The following is a 15935-nucleotide window of genomic DNA, read 5'->3' as shown; positions in this document are numbered from 1 at the left end:
AAACCCTGAAACCCCATTTAAATCAATCTATCTTCCAAACTTAAAATATTTCGAAAGCAGATGTTTTTTACCTTTCAAAAACTCTGAAACCATTTCCATTCCTGTCACGGAGAAAGTAATTCCGTTTCCTCCAAACCCAAGAACGAAATAAGAATTCTTAAACTTTTTATGTTCGCCTATGTAAGGAAGCCCGTCTTTTGTTTCCCCGAAAGTTCCTGCCCAGACAAAATCTGTGTAGAAATGATAGTCAGGTTTTATTTTCTTTAGCGTTTTCAGAATTTCTTTTTCCTTTTTATCTAAAAGTTCATCACGTTTTTTCGAATCATAGAAATCTTCGTCGCCACCGCCGATTAACAACCTCGCATCATCCGTTGTACGCATATACATGTAAGGTTCATCGGTATTCCAGACCAACGTATTTGTAATATTTTTGAATTTATCATGATCAATTTCAGAGACGATTGCGTAGGTACTTTTTAAATTGACAAAATTTTCTTTGATCAGATTTTTACTTTCATATCCGATACAGTAAACAATTTTTTTAGCTTTAATCTGAAATCCGGAATCAACCGTAACCAAGTTATATCCTTTAAAATATTCAACCTTCGTCATTTCGGTTTTATCGAAAATTTTCAGGCCTTCTTTTTCATTTAATTTAAATAATTCATGAGAAAATTTAAACGCATCAATACTTGCTCCCTGTTTTGATAAAATTCCGCCAAAAGTATTTTCAAAACCGAATTGTTTTAAGATTTCATCTGATTCGAGCCATTTTACATCAAATCCTGCATCTTTTCTTGCTTTATATTCTTTCTTCAACCAATCAACATCTTTCTTTTTGGCTGCGTAATACAGTGATTTTTTTCTTTTAAAACCCGAATTTGATTTAATTTCTTTTGAGAGTTTTTCAATCTTATCAATAGAGTCGGAACATGCCTTATAGCTTGCAATAGCTCCTTTTTCACCAATTTGTTCAATCAATTCAAAAAGAGGAACGTCGATTTCGTATTGAAGCATCGAAGTCGTTGCAGAAGTACTTCCATTACAGATTTCACGTTTATCGATAAGAATTGTTTTGTAACCTTCGGCTACCATCTGATGGGCAATTAAACTTCCCGTAATTCCGCCCCCGATAATTAAAACATCACATTCTTCATTTGATTTTAAAGATGGATACGAGACAATCAATCCGTTTTTTAAAAGCCAGAAAGGTTCATTAGATTTAAGATTCATAGTAATATTTTCTCTAAACAAACAAGAATTGAGCCTTTCCACTCATAAAAAATTAAATAATGGTTTAATTTTTGTTATCAACCTAAAACCAAACCACATTAAAAATAACGATATGATAACGATTATTCCAGATGCTCCGGAGAATGTTGCGGCTTTCAATGCAACGGGCGAAGTGACGAAAGAAGATTTTGAAAATCTTGTTGTCCCACATGTAAAAGAGAAAGTAAGTGAGTATAATGAACTGAATTATTTATTGTATCTTGATACTGATCTTGATAATTTTACAATGGGTGCATGGTTGCAGGACGCTCTTTTGGGATTGAAAAATTTAACAAAGTGGAATAGAACAGCCATTGTCACAGACAAAGAAGGAGTTCAGAATTTCACGGATATTTTTAGCGTTTTAATGCCTGGAGAATTTAAGTCTTTTCCAAAGGAAAACCTTTACAATGCTCTTTATTGGTGCAAAAACGGCAATGAAGTAGAAGCTTAACATGCTTATTATAAAAACAAACGGAGGACTGTCTTTTAGGCAGTCTTTTTTATTTATCTAAACATCAACACATTAAGTATAAACACCTAATTATCAATTTAGTACAATATACTACAATTATTTCCCTTTACTGTGATTACATTTGTAATGTTAAACAAACAAAAACTAAAAATCATGTCAACATTCAAAATCAACATCATTGCAGGACCACTTTGGAGCAATGACGAGGCACAAAAATTAGGCGGACGTATTGCAGCCGCACATTTAGGAAAATTCACAGGGCAATGGTCTACCATTGTTGAAGGAGAAATGAGCGTTATCGAAGTTGAGCTGAATACTCAGCCGACAGGTGACTCAGAGTATACTTTAAATGTTTTGGCGGGTCCGATCTGGAGCGACGAAGATGCTAAAGCAATTTGCCCGGCAATCTGCGCTTCTTACGGAGGTACGTGGAACGGACAATGGACAACAGTTGTAGAAGGCAAAATGAGCGTTTGCGGCTGTGTATTTAAATTCTAAAATTTAAAGAAATCAAAAAAGAAGCTGTTTCGTTTGAAACAGCTTCTTTTCTTTTTTATTGATCACAGGAAATACATTCTGTAATGATTTCTTTTTCTTTCATCTTTTGTGAACTGTATAATTGCTTATATCTGAAGGCAATAACCAGTCCAATAAGTGTCATTCCAACTCCTACCAAAGAAGGATAATTAAAAGAATATCCCTTTTCCAAAGGAATTCCTCCCAAAAATGCTCCCATTGCATTGGCACAATTAAAAGCTGCCTGCATAAATGCTGCAGCCATCATTTCACTTTTCGGTGCTGCTTTCATCATCATAATATTAATCGGCGCTGCCACAGACATTGATAATGCTCCACAAATAAATGTTAAAGCTAATGATACGTTTTGATATTCTGATAGGAAAAATACTCCAGCCAAAGAAAACATCATTAAAAACAATAATAAAACACAAGTTTTTTCAGGACTTAACCTGTCTGATAAATATCCTCCGACAAGATTTCCTACCACCATTCCGGCTCCCGCAAGAATCATCACATACGCCATCTGGCTTTCTTTTATCCCGGAAACAACTGTCATCAAAGGAGTTATATAACTAAACCAAGTAAAAAGCCCGCCAAAACCAATTGCCGTAATCATCAAAACCAGCCAAGCCTGTTTTTTCTTAAGAAATTTCAGTTCTTCCATGAAATGAGTATCCTGATTTGCTTCTAATGCGGGAAGCCAAAATTTTATAAAAGCTAAAGCAACCAGCCCAATCACTGCAACAATCGCAAAATACCATCTCCAGTGGAAAGCATGTCCGATATAAGTTACTAAAGGAACCATCGCAAGATTGGCAACAGTAAGCCCCGTAAACATCAATGAAATATAAAACGCCTCCTTCCCTTTTGCCGCCATTCTGGTTGCAACCACAGTTCCGACTCCAAAAAATGCTCCATGAGGAAGTCCGGATAAAAATCGGATAACCAACATTGTATTATAACCTGGTGCAATAGCAGACAAAGCATTGAACAAAGTGAAAATAACCATTAACGCCATCAAAACTTTTTTAGGAGGAAATTTCACTGAATATCCTATCAAAAGCGGCGCTCCGACTACAACTCCAAAAGCATAGGCAGAAATCAAATGTCCAGCTTCAGGAATACTGATCTGTAGACTTCTTGCCATATCAGGAAGCAATCCCATAATGGTAAATTCTGTAGTTCCAATTCCCAAACCACCGATTGCCAATGGTATAATTCTTTTATCTATCTTCATTTTAGTTCCTTTTGATTGATTATTTTGAACGGAATAATTAATTCCATCTTTTGAAAGTGCAAAATTCGATAGAAATAATCATTTATACTTTAACAAAAATGATATAAATTTGCTCTGTATTAACCTTTTTAATTAAATTTAAATTAATTATTAATCAAATGAGAACCTAATGAAAATTCAGAAAGAAATAATTCAATTTGAAGAAGGTAAATCTTTTAAGCTTTTTTCTCCGTCATTAAAAAACTGTTTTTTCTGGCATTATCACCCTGAAATAGAACTTGTTTACGTTGAAGCGTCAAATGGAATCCGTCATGTCGGGAAAAACATTTCTGATTTTAAAGAAAGTGATCTGTTGTTAATTGGCTCCAATGTTCCTCATCTTAATTTTGATTATCGGATTCAGACAGAATGTAAGCAGCTGGTACTACAAATGAGAGAAAATTTTCTTCAGGAACTTATTTTTCCGATTCCTGAATTTGATACTATTAAAAAATTGCTGGAACGTTCTTATCTTGGTTTATCATTTTCAGGAGAAACAAAAAAAACAGTGGTTGAAAAACTTCATCAGATTAAAGATGAAAATTCTTTTGAATCTTTTATCGGTTTGATTGAAATTTTACAGATTCTAGCCAATTCAAATGAAGTAAAAGAACTGAACGATGAAGATACCAGAATTAAATGGTTTTTGAATGATAAAATCCGGATGGGAACCATCTACGATTACATTCATGAAAATTATGATAAAAATCCGAATGTAAATATAATTGCTGAAAACGTGAGTTTGAGTACCCCTGCTTTTTGCCGTTATTTCAAAAAACAAACGAATATGACTTTCACCGATTTTGTGAATAATTACAGAATCAATCAGGCGAAATTATTGCTTCTGCAGAATTCCTGCGTTACTGAAGTTTGTTTCCAGGTGGGTTTTGAGAGCCTTTCTTATTTTAATAAATTGTTTAAAAAATACATCGGAGAAACACCTTCTGCTTTTAAGAAAAAGCATTTGAGTAAGGTTGAAGGATAATTTTTTAAAACATTTATTGTGTGATTCTGATAAAGGAGGAATCTACTTTTAACACTATGAGCACAAAGATTTTTTAATAGTGTGATGAATATCTTTCCGTTCGCAAGGGCGTTTCGAGCAACAATGAAATTTAGCATTTAGTTTGTCATTCCGTAGGAATCTAGACAAATTTATCAGATATATAATTCTAAAATCTTTGCTTGGATTCCTATGGAGCCTGTCTTGAATATCTTAAAGTGATTGCTTCGTCGCTTCGCTCCTCGCAATGACATAAAAAAATCGCTCCAAAAATTGAAGCGATTTATATTTTTAATGAATATGCTTTTCTGCGTGATAAGAACTTCTAACCAAAGGCGAACTTTCAACGTGTCTGAAACCTAAGCTTCTCGCAAAATCCCCGAATTCTTCAAATTCTTCAGGCGTTATGAATTTTTTTACCGGCAAATGTTTTTTAGTCGGCTGTAAATACTGCCCCATCGTGATAACATCTACATTCGCATTTCTGATGTCTTCAATCGTCTGAAAAACTTCATGTTTTTCTTCACCCAAACCAAGCATTAATCCGGTTTTCGTTCTATTTTGTCCGGCTTCTTTCAGGTATCTTAAAACTTCAAGGCTTCTTTCATATTTCGCCTGAATTCTAACTTCTCTTGTTAAACGTTTTACGGTTTCCATGTTGTGAGAGATTACTTCAGGAGCAACATCTACCATTCTGTCAAGATGTTTTGTCAGTCCCTGAAAATCCGGAATTAGAGTCTCCATCGTTGTTCCGGGAGATATTCTTCTTACTGCGTTTACAGTTTCCCCCCAAAGAATTGACCCCATATCTTTCAAATCATCACGATCAACCGAAGTTAAAACCGCGTGTTTGATTTTCATTAATTTGATTGAACGTGCCACTTTTTCAGGCTCATCCCAGTTTACATCAAGCGGTTTTCCGGTTTTTACACCACAAAATCCACAGCTTCTTGTACAGATATTTCCTAAAATCATGAAAGTTGCTGTACCTTCTCCCCAACATTCTCCCATGTTTGGACAGCTTCCGCTTTGGCAAATTGTATTTAATTTATATTTATCAACCAAAGTCCTTAGCTCTCTGTAATTCTTTCCGGTAGGAAGTTTTACGCGAATCCATTTTGGTTTTTGAACGGTTGTATCTTGAACTAAATTCTCCATTTATTTCTCAAATTGAGGTTCAAAGTTAGTGATTTTTTTATCGAAACAATCAAAGACAGACATTGATGAAACAGATAATTTCGTAATTTTAAGCATCAATATTTTTTCATGAAGATTACACTTTGCTTTCTAACTCTTATTTTCAGTACATTTTGTTTTGCTCAAAAAGAATTTCAACCGAAAGGTTCAACTATAATTGAATCGGTTGATGGTGATTTGGACGGAGATAAAATTCCTGAAAAAGTCATTATTTACAATACAAAAGATACTACTGATTACGGAAATATCCGTGAAATACAGATTCTGAAAAATCATAATGGAAAATGGTCAGTTTTGGAGAAGTCCAGAAATGCTATTCTGAAAAGTAACGATGGCGGAATGATGGGAGACCCTTATCAAAGTACAGAAATAAAAAATGGTATATTAGAAATTACTCAGGCCGGAGGAAGCAGCTGGAAATGGGGTTATACAGACAAATACAGGTTTCAGAACGGACATTTTGAATTGATCGGTTACTCATCCAGCAGCGGAAAACCAGAAGAATATTGGACGGATGTAGACTTTAATCTTTCAACCGGACAATTAACATTTGAAAAAGAAGTTGAAAATACAACTGAATATGGTAAATCTAAAAAGGAAACTTTTATTAAAAAAGGATTGAAAATTAATCTTCAAAACAGAAATCAAGATAAGCAACGAAAAATTACGCTGCCAAAAACAAAAGAAGACGTATATCTATAAGCTTTTACACAGATTTTAATTATCCTCAAAATCATTATTTTTCAATAATTCTGCCAGGACTTTTTTGGCACGCATTACGCGAACTTTTGTATTGGCAACAGAAATCCCCAGTTCTTCTGCAATTTCCTTAATACTTTTTTCCTCAAAAAATCTTAACTTGATAATATCCTGATAATTAGCATCTAAAGATTCAATAGTTTTGATGATTTTTTTCTGTTCTTCATCCGAAATCATTAATTCTTCAGGAGATTTTGCGTACTGATTTTTTACTTCATCCAAGTTTTCAGTAGGATCTTGATTTTCTCTACTTCTTCTCCTCCAAAAATCGATAATCGTGTTTTGAGCGATGGTTAAAATCCAGGTTTTAAACTGGAAATGAGGATCGAACATATCCAATTTTGACAGAACTTTTGAAAAAACATTTACTGTAATTTCATCCGCATCATTTTCATCATGAACTTTTTTCATTACAAAAGAAAAGACATCAACCCAAAAAATGTTGATGAGCTTTGTCTGAGCTTTCTGGTCTTTTTCCTTCGCTTTCCCGATAAGCTGGAATAATTGTTCGTCGTTCATTATTAACAAATATAATTGATTTTTGAAGAAAAGACAAATAAGATAACTAGCAAATAAGTCTCATAATATTAAGTTTTTATTTTGAGAATGCTCCGACAGGATCAGCATGACATTACTATTTTTTCTTATTATAGAGTTTAATATAGTTATGTTCAAGTTCCGTCTAAGAATTTCTAATCATGAACCAATTCACTTATTTGCTTTTCCACTCTTTATAACCCTGAATTTATTATCTTTGCACATTAAATTTTAAAGCAGAAAATAATGAACTCTTTTATTGAAGAACTGAAATGGCGCGGGCTTTTTGCCGACATGATGCCCGGAACGGATGAGCAACTGGATAAGGAAATGACAACTGCCTATATCGGGTTCGATCCTACCGCAGATTCTTTACATATCGGAAGTCTTATTCAGATAAAAATTCTGGCTCACTTTCAACAGCACGGCCACAAACCGATTGCTTTAGTGGGCGGTGCTACAGGAATGATCGGTGATCCTTCAGGAAAGTCTGCAGAGAGAAATCTTTTGGATGAAGAAACTCTTTTACATTATGTTGACTGTTTAAAAAATCAGCTTTCAAGATTTTTAAATTTTGATGGTAATGAAATCAATAAAGCAGAATTGGTGAACAATTATGACTGGATGAAGAATATTTCTTTCCTTGATTTTGCTAAAAACGTGGGAAAAAATATCACAGTCAACTATATGATGGCGAAAGATTCTGTGAAGAAAAGACTTTCCGGAGAAGCGGGTGTTGACGGAATGAGTTTTACTGAATTTACATATCAGTTAATTCAAGGATATGATTTTTTACATTTATACCAAAACAATGGCGTAAAACTTCAAATGGGAGGTTCTGACCAGTGGGGAAATATCACTACAGGTACAGAATTAATCCGTAGAAAAGCTAAAGGAGAAGCATTTGCATTAACAGTTCCTTTGATCACAAAAGCAGACGGCTCAAAGTTCGGAAAATCTGAAAGCGGAGAAAATTATTGGTTAGATAAAAAGAAAACTTCACCTTACAAATTCTATCAGTTTTGGTTAAATGCAACCGATGATGATGCTGAAAGATTCATTAAATTCTATACTTTCCTAAGCAAAGAGGAAATTGAAACATTAATTGAAGAACACAAAACGGCTCCACACGAAAGAAAACTACAGAAGAAATTAGCAGAAGAAGTTACAGTCTGGGTTCATGGAAGAGAAGAATATGAAAAGGCTCTGAAAGCTTCTGAAATTCTTTTCGGACGTTCTACGGCCGAAGACTTGGTAAGTCTTGATGAAGAAATTTTCCTGGAAATTTTTGATGGAGTTCCTCAAAAAGAAGTTGCAAAAGCAGATGTTTTGGGAGTAAATATTGTTGACCTGCTTTCTGAAAAATCAGGTTTTCTGAAATCTAAAAGCGAAGCAACAAGAGAATTGAAAGGAAATGCAATCTCTGTAAACAAGGAAAAGATTAATGAAGTTTATACAGCGAACGAGTCAGATTTAATCGATGGAAAATTTTTGCTGCTGCAAAAAGGTAAAAAAAGTTACTTCATTGTAAAAGTGATTTAATCTTTAATATAATATAAAACTAAGGCGCGAAATTTTCAATTTCGCGCCTTAGTTTCTCCCAATGGAAATAAAAAAAGATCATCTAAAAAGATGATCTTTATATTTTTAAGGAAGATAATTTCTTATAATTCTAAGAAGCTGTGCGTAACTGCAACACTTACAACATTAGAACCATTACCATTAACAGTCATAGTTTTAGCAATCTCCCCGTCAATCCAAATATTAACAGTCAGCTTAGAATCTGTATTCGGAAGAATTGCATTTGCTGACAAATTCAACTGAGACTGGCTTGAGCTTATAAACTGCTCACCACTCGTCCAGGTAAATCCTGTGGGGTTAAAAGTTGTAGCCTGAGCAGTTCCTACTTGAGTAACAACAGCTTTAAAAGCGCCTGTTCCAGTACCAGTTCCGTTATTGATTTTTGCCTCAAATTGAACAATATGATCTGTAAATTCATCATCGTCGTCATCTTTACAAGAATTAACAACTGAAATTACTGAAAATAATACGGCGAATAAAAAAGAAAGTCTAAGTAAACTTTTTGATTTGTAAAATTGCTTCATTTCTCCAAATAGATTTTTTAATGTTTCAAATATAGGTTTTTTATCAATATAAAAATAACTTTTATGAAAATTTTCTAACAATGATTTCTAAATAATATCAAATCAATAAATGTTTACAACGCAATTTCTGTTTAAATATTTGAAGATTCAAAAATTCGGAATTAGACAAATTGTCACAACATTTTGAATGGTCTCATTTTTATATTACTCAATCAGAATAAATCATTATTATTTACCTTTGCTTTATGAATTTAGATTACATCGTAAGAGAGCCCGAAAATATTACTTCAAAGACCTCTATCCTTTTTTTGCTTCATGGTTATGGAAGCAATGAACAGGATCTTTTCAGTTTTAGAGAAACACTTCCTGAAGACTGGATTATTGTGAGCTTCAGAGCACCAAGAGAAACTCAGTTTGAAGGATATTCGTGGTATGACATAGACTTCAACAATCCTGATAATTTTGTAGATGTTCCACAGGCAACAGAATCGTTGAACAGCGTTTTGGAAAGCATTTTAAAAATTGTAAATCATTACGGCATCACGGAAGGAAAAACTCACCTTTGCGGCTTCAGTCAGGGTGGAATTTTATGTTATGCCTTAGCTTTAAAATATCCTGAAATGTTCAATTATGTTGCGTGTCTAAGCAGCTATCCTGAAGAAAAATTATTAACTGACATTGTAAAAGACAAGAAAAAGCTGGAAAGACTTCGTTTCTTTGTTTCTCATGGTACGGATGATGCTGTGATTCCTTTTGAATGGGGCAAAAAAGCGGCAGATCTTCTGTATGATTTAAGTTGTTATTTTACTTTCAGGGAATACATGAGCGGACATGGCGTGAATCAGAAAAATTATATGGATCTGATGGATTTCTTTTCGAAATAATTTATGAAAAGTTAAACATTTATTTTAATTCATTATAAAATACATAAGCATTCTCAATTTTGGGAATGTTTTTTATTTATGATAAGGATAAATTCAGTAAATTCAGTAAATGAAACTGAAGCATTTTTTTTGGATTTTTTTCGTAAGCATTTTTATAAATGCTCAAAATTCATTTGAAGTTCAGGATGCAAAAAAAACAGTTATTCCTTTTAAATTAATCAACAACTTAATTTTTATTCCTCTTAATGTAAATGGTGTAGATCTAACATTTTTACTGGATACAGGTGTTGCAGAAACTTCTCTTTTCAGTCTGGAAAATAAAGAATTAAAGCTTACTAATCTTGAAAAGATGAAATTTTCAGGATTGGGAGGAAGTGCGAGTATTGATGGTTTTATTTCAGAAAATAATATTGCCAGAAGCGGAAAAGATTATGTCAGCTATTCCATGGCACTTTATATTATTGTAGATCAGGATTTTAATATTTCCTCTCATGTAGGAATCCCTGTAAACGGCATTATCGGGTATCATTTTTTCAAGAATCATCCAGTTGTTATCGACTATACTTCAAAGAAAATCACCATTTATAATGACGAAAATTTATTTAAGAAAAGGATAAGAAATTTTAGTGAACTCAATATCAGCATCGAAAGAAACAAACCTTACATTTTCGCTGATGTGGAAATGACCAATGAAAGAAAAAACTCAAAATTATTAATAGACCTTGGAAACAGCGATCCGATTTGGCTCTTCCCTACTTTAATCAAAGATTTTGTTTATAACCGTCCTAATATTGATGATTTTTTAGGAAGAGGTTTCAATGGTGATGTTTATGGGAAAAGAAGCAGAATTCACAACTTTTATTTGGGTGATTTTAAATTTGAAAAACCACTCACGGCAATGCCTGATGAATATTCTATTCAACATGTAAATATGGTTGATAACAGAAAAGGTTCTGTTGGTGGAGATATTATGAGACGTTTCACGGTAGCTTTTGATTATCCCAATCAGAAAGTGTATCTAAAGAAAAACCGAAATTTTGATGACCCATTTCATTTTAACATGAGCGGTCTGGATTTTAAACAAGATGGAATGGAATGGACAAAAGATATGGTAACTCTTGCTACAAAAAATAAAGACAATCCAAACACTGGAGTTGAGGTCATCAATAACAGCCTGCAGTATAATTTTGTTTTAAAGCCTATTTTTTCTATCGCCGGAGTTCGAAAAGACTCGCCGGGCGCAAAATCCGGATTACAAAAAGATGACAGGCTAATCACTATTAATGGCAAGAAAACTGCAGATATGACTTTACAAAAAATCATGGAAATGATGAAATCCGAAGAAGGAAAAACAATAGAAATGCTTATTGAAAGAAAAAATAAGCAAATGACTTTAAGTTTTACTTTAGAAGATCCAATACCTTATCAAGAATAATCCTATGAATACCGAAGAAACCACATTAGATAAGATCAGAAGCCGACCGAGGTTCAAAATGTTTACTAATTTAACTAAAGAAGAATATGCCGAAAATCTAAAAAAATATCTCGCAGAACATAAAGAAGAATTCTCAGGAAATATCAACAAAGAAGTTGCAACCATCTGTGTAGAAACCAAATATGATAATTACTGGAAACCAAGATTATCTTTAAGAATCGAAATTGAAGACGAAAAAACTGCGATACGGGGTGTTTTTGGACCCAGTTCCGCAGTTTGGACTTTCTTTATGTTTCTATATTTCTCTTTCTCAATCCTCTGGATGACTTTTTTCTCGATGTATTATGTCGAAAAACAGATCAACAGTCATGATTTTCCCTGGGCAATTCACGCCTCTTTTCTTATGCTCATCTGTATTGCTATTACTTACGCTGCTGCAAGATTCGGACGATATAAAGGAAAAGAAGAAATGCTGAAACTGAGAAGATTTGCCGAAGAATCTACTTTACACTTTGAAAAAATGGATTAATTAAGGGGCAACCGTTTTCGGAGTTTGCGGCATTTGCTCAAGCACTGCTTTTGCAGCTCTTATGGAATCTACCACTTTTTCTCTGTTATCCTGTTCTTTCAATATTTTTTCGATATTCGGTTCAATCATTTTTGTCATTTCTTCCACAGAAACACTGTTCGCATTAGGATCGTTTAATAGCTTTCTCCAGGGTTTTCTTTTACCCCAGCCATAATCTCCATAAACCAAAACAGCCGTTCCTTTTGCTTTTGTTGTTGCTCCTCCCGGATTTAAAACCCAGGTATCTGCATAACTGTACAGCCATTTTGCATCTTTCAGCAATAACCTCAGACATGAGTGCGATGCAGGATAGCCGGGAAGGTCATACTGATGCCATCCGATCCCGTCAAGATTAAAAATATTAAAATTATAAGGTAATTTCCATTCGCTGCTTACCGTTGAAATAGCCAAAGTTTTTTTCCAGTTGGCAAAAGTAAGACCTGTTTTTGTCTTAGCCGCTTTTTTACCCATACTTGTTGGTCCCCATTTCACCAAACTTCCGTTTGAATATACTCCATAAGCCTGAATAGGATACGAAAAGACCACAAACTTTTTCACAGGACTCAATACATCCAACTGCATCGGAAAAGGTGAATATTCCATCAAGGTAGTGTCAATTTTTGCAGGAACAACCAACGTATCGGCATTCCATTTATTTTTTGAATCTAATCTGTTTAAAGCTAAAATAGCATAACGCTCCTTTTCAGAATATTTTTTACTGAAAACAGAATATATAGAATCTCTCATCTTTTTATCTTTCGGAAGGATAAAAGCATTATAGAAACCATCTTCCTGCATTGTGGGAGGTATTGATTCTTTTTGAATGACAGAATCTTTTTTTATCGAATCTTGTTCAATTTCCTGATTTTCTGTAATAGAAGAAGCCGTATCGTTAATCTTATCATTGATCTTTTCGATTTCTTTTTTACATGAAACCAGCATGAAAACGATGAAAATGGTATATAAGAATGACTTTTTCACAAATATGTTTTTCATAAATAAAATTGGCCTTTTTAGTTTTGCAATTCTATACAAATATCAGACCTAAAATTGAATAATAAAAGTGATTGATAAAAATACCGTAAAAAAACGGGGGGGGTAAAATACTTCTGTGTAAATATTGCAACGTATTTAATTCCAATAAAATATTAAAAATAATTAAAAATTTTCTGTCTCCGAGCTATAAAAATCAAACGGGCAACCCATATGGATTACCCGTTTTCAATTACAGTTACCTAACTCTATTTTATTTTTGCAGCCAGGCTTTTGACCAAGGCTTCCAATTCTGCAATTTTTGTGTTTTGAGATTCGATTTTGGCATCCTGCTCCTGCACCGCTCTTACCAATAACGGGATAAAATCGTTATAACGGATAGCAAGATATCCATTGGTGTCTTTGGTTAAAAATCCCTGGTCTTTCCAACCGAATTTTTGGATAAGCTCTTCCACTTCCTGAGCGACAAACCCCATTTCTTTATTAGGATTTTCTTTATCATTAATTCTATGGTAGGCTACAGGTTTCAGCTCTTTTACAAAATCTAAACCGTAAGGAATACGGGTAATATTTTCCTTCCATCTTTTGTCTGAAGTGATCGTCCAGGCGACCTGAACTCTGGCGGAAGTAACATTGAAATTCCCCATTTGAATTTGATTAGAGCCATCCAGTACCCCTACCATTGAATCCGTTCCGAAGGAAATATTATTGCTACCGGCACCTATGTTTGTTCCTGCATTATCGCCTATTGTAATATTGAGAGTCCCTGAGGTCACCTTCATTGTAGTGTTACTTCCCTTACCAATAAAAATATTATTACCTCCTGTAAACGAACCACTTGTTTGTCCCGAGGTAATACCAATGCCAATATTACCACTACCGGTTGTGTTATCTGTAAGTGCCGCTTCACCTATGGCAATGTTACGCAAACCTGTAGTATTGTTCTGGAGCGAGATACGTCCAATTGCTGTATTAAAACCTCCTGTGGTATTACTTAACATAGCCTGATGACCCAACACGGTATTACGTGCACCGGTTGTATTAGCAAGTAATGCATTGCCTCCTACAACTGTGTTCAGAAAACCTGTAGTATTATTGTTTAAAGCTGAATTTCCCACTACTGTGTTGGTGGCTACCTGACCGCCTCCTAAACCTACCGTGACGGAATTAATGCTTGCATCCCCGTTTCCAACCGTAAGTTTTGCTAGCTTTTTCTCTGCAGTCGAGCCACTTGTTGGTGAAGATACTGTAGCTGCAGTAGTGGTTCCCACCGCCAAATGGGTTGCATTGTTGGCAGCATCCCAGATTACTCTTGATGCTTCGATTCCGTTGGATTTGGTGACAAAATCTGTGGCGTCGGCAGTTCCTATAAAGTTGGTTCCTGCTGTGGTTCCTGTATTTCCTGCGAGAGACCAATTGGTTGCCGCAACGTTATTCCCCATACTGATCTTTTGCCAGACGTTACCATCAAAATAATAATAGCCGACAGCCGTTATATTAACTCTTTGAGCTAAAACATCCCCTCCTGAAATATCCGTGATGTAGATCATGGCTCCCGTCTGATCGGCTCCGTAGAGTGTGTCTCCTTTATCCGTAAGCTGTGAACGGGTAAGGCGGGGTGCCTGCAACCCTGTAATGTCTGTGGATAGTAAATTTCCTAACGTATCAGTTTTACCGGATACATCCAGAGAACTTTTAGGAGTTGTGGTATGAATACCCACTTGTGCGTAGACAGAAGAACTCAATGCTACCAATAACAATAAGAAAATAGGTCTTTTTTTCATTTTTAATTTTAATTATTCAGTTATTATTTAAGTATATGATTATTGCTATAGAGCGGTTTTTAGAATGAGTAACAATGAGAAATATCAACGTTGATAAAATATTATCTTACCTGATGATTTACTAAAAAAGGCAGAGGAGGGAAACTCTGCCTTCGGTTTGTGTTTTTAGAACCTGATCACCTTTTGTATATATAATTATAATCTACTGATATTCATTTTTCTTGTATAAAATAATGTATAATCTGAACCACATCCGAAGCATGGTGTTGCTGAAATACTTATCACATCTCCTTTCATTAGATTTAATTTTTGGCTTCCTGTACCACTACCTGCTATATAATTTACGGTATATCCGGGGGTAAAAATTGCAATCAGCTTTTGTTGTATTGCTCCGTTTTTTACTAATATTAATGCAGTATGTGTACTGTAAACTGTTGATGATGTAACTTCTGCATACACTTCTAAGTTGTACCATCCTGATTGAGGACACGTCCATGAGCTTGTGGCAGGATCAAAATCTCCTCCTCCATTGGTGCTGTATTCTACATTGGAGAATGTAAGCTGGGTTGCTGATCCCTGAGCAACATATTGTGTAACATCTCCATTAATAGTATACATATAAGGTTGCTGGGATTGTGCAAGGGACAATACCCGATAAGTAATTCCTGTAGCTGTATTGATGTTGGTTTTGGTAAGCAGAACAGATTCTCCGGGTTGGATGACGGTGTTTAAATCTTTATCAATAAGTTCAGATCCATTCCCTTCAATGGTAAGGTTGTAAGCCGTGGAAGCATTTTTAAAAAAATACAGCCTTCCTGTACGATCCGGAGAAGTGGGTGAGGCAGGAAGCGTAATCGTGCCATTGGCTGTGCCGTCCCACATAATGGAAAAATCGTTTTCACCGGCGTTATAAGTATTTGCTGTTACTGAGGTATACGCTGCGGCGAAAGATCCATTTACAGTAAGTTTGGAACCTGGATTGGCAGTACCAATTCCTACATTGCCTGTCTGGGCTTTTACAGAACAGGTTAAAATTGTAAATACAATAAATAAAATACATTTTTTTTTCATATGTGTAAGTTTTGAATGATTATTTTAAGAATACTGAATGTATAACATCAAATATCA

The 15935-nt window shown here is 34.7% G+C and carries 16 protein-coding genes; 8 read left to right on the top strand and 8 right to left on the bottom strand.

Annotation, left to right across the window (positions count from 1 at the left end; all coding sequences use genetic code 11):
• Nucleotides 1-27 precede the first annotated feature (27 nt).
• The gene (locus ABD745_RS04025; protein ID WP_344825546.1) at nt 28-1233 is read right to left on the bottom strand and encodes an NAD(P)/FAD-dependent oxidoreductase; all 1206 of its coding nucleotides are present in this window, start codon (nt 1231-1233) and stop codon (nt 28-30) included.
• Between the two features lie 112 nt (nt 1234-1345).
• Here ABD745_RS04025 and ABD745_RS04020 point away from each other — a divergent pair, with 112 nt between their 5' ends.
• Nucleotides 1346-1726: a SpoIIAA family protein gene (locus ABD745_RS04020; protein WP_344825543.1), complete on the top strand. Its 381-nt coding sequence runs from the start codon at nt 1346-1348 to the stop codon at nt 1724-1726.
• A 174-nt stretch (nt 1727-1900) separates the two neighbouring features.
• Complete coding sequence (locus ABD745_RS04015; protein ID WP_344825540.1) at nt 1901-2245, top strand: mannan-binding protein; 345 nt, start codon at nt 1901-1903, stop codon at nt 2243-2245.
• Between the two features lie 55 nt (nt 2246-2300).
• Here ABD745_RS04015 and ABD745_RS04010 read toward each other — a convergent pair whose 3' ends face one another.
• Entirely contained in the window at nt 2301-3503 is a 1203-nt protein-coding gene (locus ABD745_RS04010) for an MFS transporter (RefSeq protein WP_344825537.1), read from the bottom strand.
• Nucleotides 3504-3672: 169 nt separating this feature from the next.
• On the opposite strand from ABD745_RS04010, the gene ABD745_RS04005 reads away from it, so the two are divergent.
• Entirely contained in the window at nt 3673-4527 is an 855-nt protein-coding gene (locus ABD745_RS04005; protein ID WP_344825534.1) for an AraC family transcriptional regulator, read from the top strand.
• A gap of 309 nt (nt 4528-4836) precedes the next feature.
• Here ABD745_RS04005 and lipA read toward each other — a convergent pair whose 3' ends face one another.
• Nucleotides 4837-5703, bottom strand: coding sequence for a lipoyl synthase (gene lipA, locus ABD745_RS04000; RefSeq protein WP_344825531.1), 867 nt, complete (start codon nt 5701-5703; stop codon nt 4837-4839).
• A 108-nt stretch (nt 5704-5811) separates the two neighbouring features.
• On the opposite strand from lipA, the gene ABD745_RS03995 reads away from it, so the two are divergent.
• Nucleotides 5812-6444 carry a hypothetical protein gene (locus ABD745_RS03995; protein WP_344825528.1) on the top strand — a complete coding sequence of 211 codons (633 nt, stop codon included), beginning with the start codon at nt 5812-5814 and terminating at the stop codon, nt 6442-6444.
• A 15-nt stretch (nt 6445-6459) separates the two neighbouring features.
• Here the strand turns inward: ABD745_RS03995 and ABD745_RS03990 are convergent, their stop codons facing one another.
• On the bottom strand, nt 6460-7020 hold the full coding sequence (locus ABD745_RS03990; RefSeq protein WP_344825525.1) for an RNA polymerase sigma factor: 561 nt from the start codon (nt 7018-7020) through the stop codon (nt 6460-6462).
• A 264-nt stretch (nt 7021-7284) separates the two neighbouring features.
• On the opposite strand from ABD745_RS03990, the gene tyrS reads away from it, so the two are divergent.
• Complete coding sequence (tyrS, locus tag ABD745_RS03985) at nt 7285-8580, top strand: tyrosine--tRNA ligase (protein WP_344825522.1); 1296 nt, start codon at nt 7285-7287, stop codon at nt 8578-8580.
• A gap of 122 nt (nt 8581-8702) precedes the next feature.
• Here tyrS and ABD745_RS03980 read toward each other — a convergent pair whose 3' ends face one another.
• Nucleotides 8703-9143 carry a hypothetical protein gene (locus tag ABD745_RS03980; RefSeq protein ID WP_344825519.1) on the bottom strand — a complete coding sequence of 147 codons (441 nt, stop codon included), beginning with the start codon at nt 9141-9143 and terminating at the stop codon, nt 8703-8705.
• Between the two features lie 245 nt (nt 9144-9388).
• Here ABD745_RS03980 and ABD745_RS03975 point away from each other — a divergent pair, with 245 nt between their 5' ends.
• The 3 genes from ABD745_RS03975 (at nt 9389) to ABD745_RS03965 (ending at nt 11991) form a co-directional block, all read left to right on the top strand.
• The gene (locus ABD745_RS03975; protein ID WP_344825516.1) at nt 9389-10027 is read left to right on the top strand and encodes an alpha/beta hydrolase; all 639 of its coding nucleotides are present in this window, start codon (nt 9389-9391) and stop codon (nt 10025-10027) included.
• Nucleotides 10028-10136: 109 nt separating this feature from the next.
• Nucleotides 10137-11462 (top strand): PDZ domain-containing protein, encoded by a 1326-nt coding sequence (locus tag ABD745_RS03970; protein ID WP_344825513.1) that lies wholly within the window; start codon nt 10137-10139, stop codon nt 11460-11462.
• Nucleotides 11463-11466: 4 nt separating this feature from the next.
• Entirely contained in the window at nt 11467-11991 is a 525-nt protein-coding gene (locus ABD745_RS03965; RefSeq protein ID WP_344825510.1) for a hypothetical protein, read from the top strand.
• Here the strand turns inward: ABD745_RS03965 and ABD745_RS03960 are convergent, their stop codons facing one another.
• The 3 genes from ABD745_RS03960 to ABD745_RS03950 form a co-directional block, all read right to left on the bottom strand.
• Nucleotides 11992-13026, bottom strand: a complete 1035-nt coding sequence (locus tag ABD745_RS03960) for a L,D-transpeptidase (RefSeq protein WP_344825507.1) — start codon at nt 13024-13026, stop codon at nt 11992-11994.
• A 245-nt stretch (nt 13027-13271) separates the two neighbouring features.
• Nucleotides 13272-14807, bottom strand: coding sequence for a tail fiber domain-containing protein (locus ABD745_RS03955; protein WP_344825504.1), 1536 nt, complete (start codon nt 14805-14807; stop codon nt 13272-13274).
• A 195-nt stretch (nt 14808-15002) separates the two neighbouring features.
• Nucleotides 15003-15878 (bottom strand): complement C1q domain-containing protein, encoded by an 876-nt coding sequence (locus tag ABD745_RS03950; protein WP_344825501.1) that lies wholly within the window; start codon nt 15876-15878, stop codon nt 15003-15005.
• Nucleotides 15879-15935 lie beyond the last annotated feature (57 nt).

It is taken from the genome of Chryseobacterium ginsenosidimutans (genome assembly GCF_039536845.1).
In the GTDB taxonomy this organism is placed as follows: domain Bacteria; phylum Bacteroidota; class Bacteroidia; order Flavobacteriales; family Weeksellaceae; genus Chryseobacterium; species Chryseobacterium ginsenosidimutans_B.
This window is presented reverse-complemented; position numbering and strand designations above follow the sequence as displayed.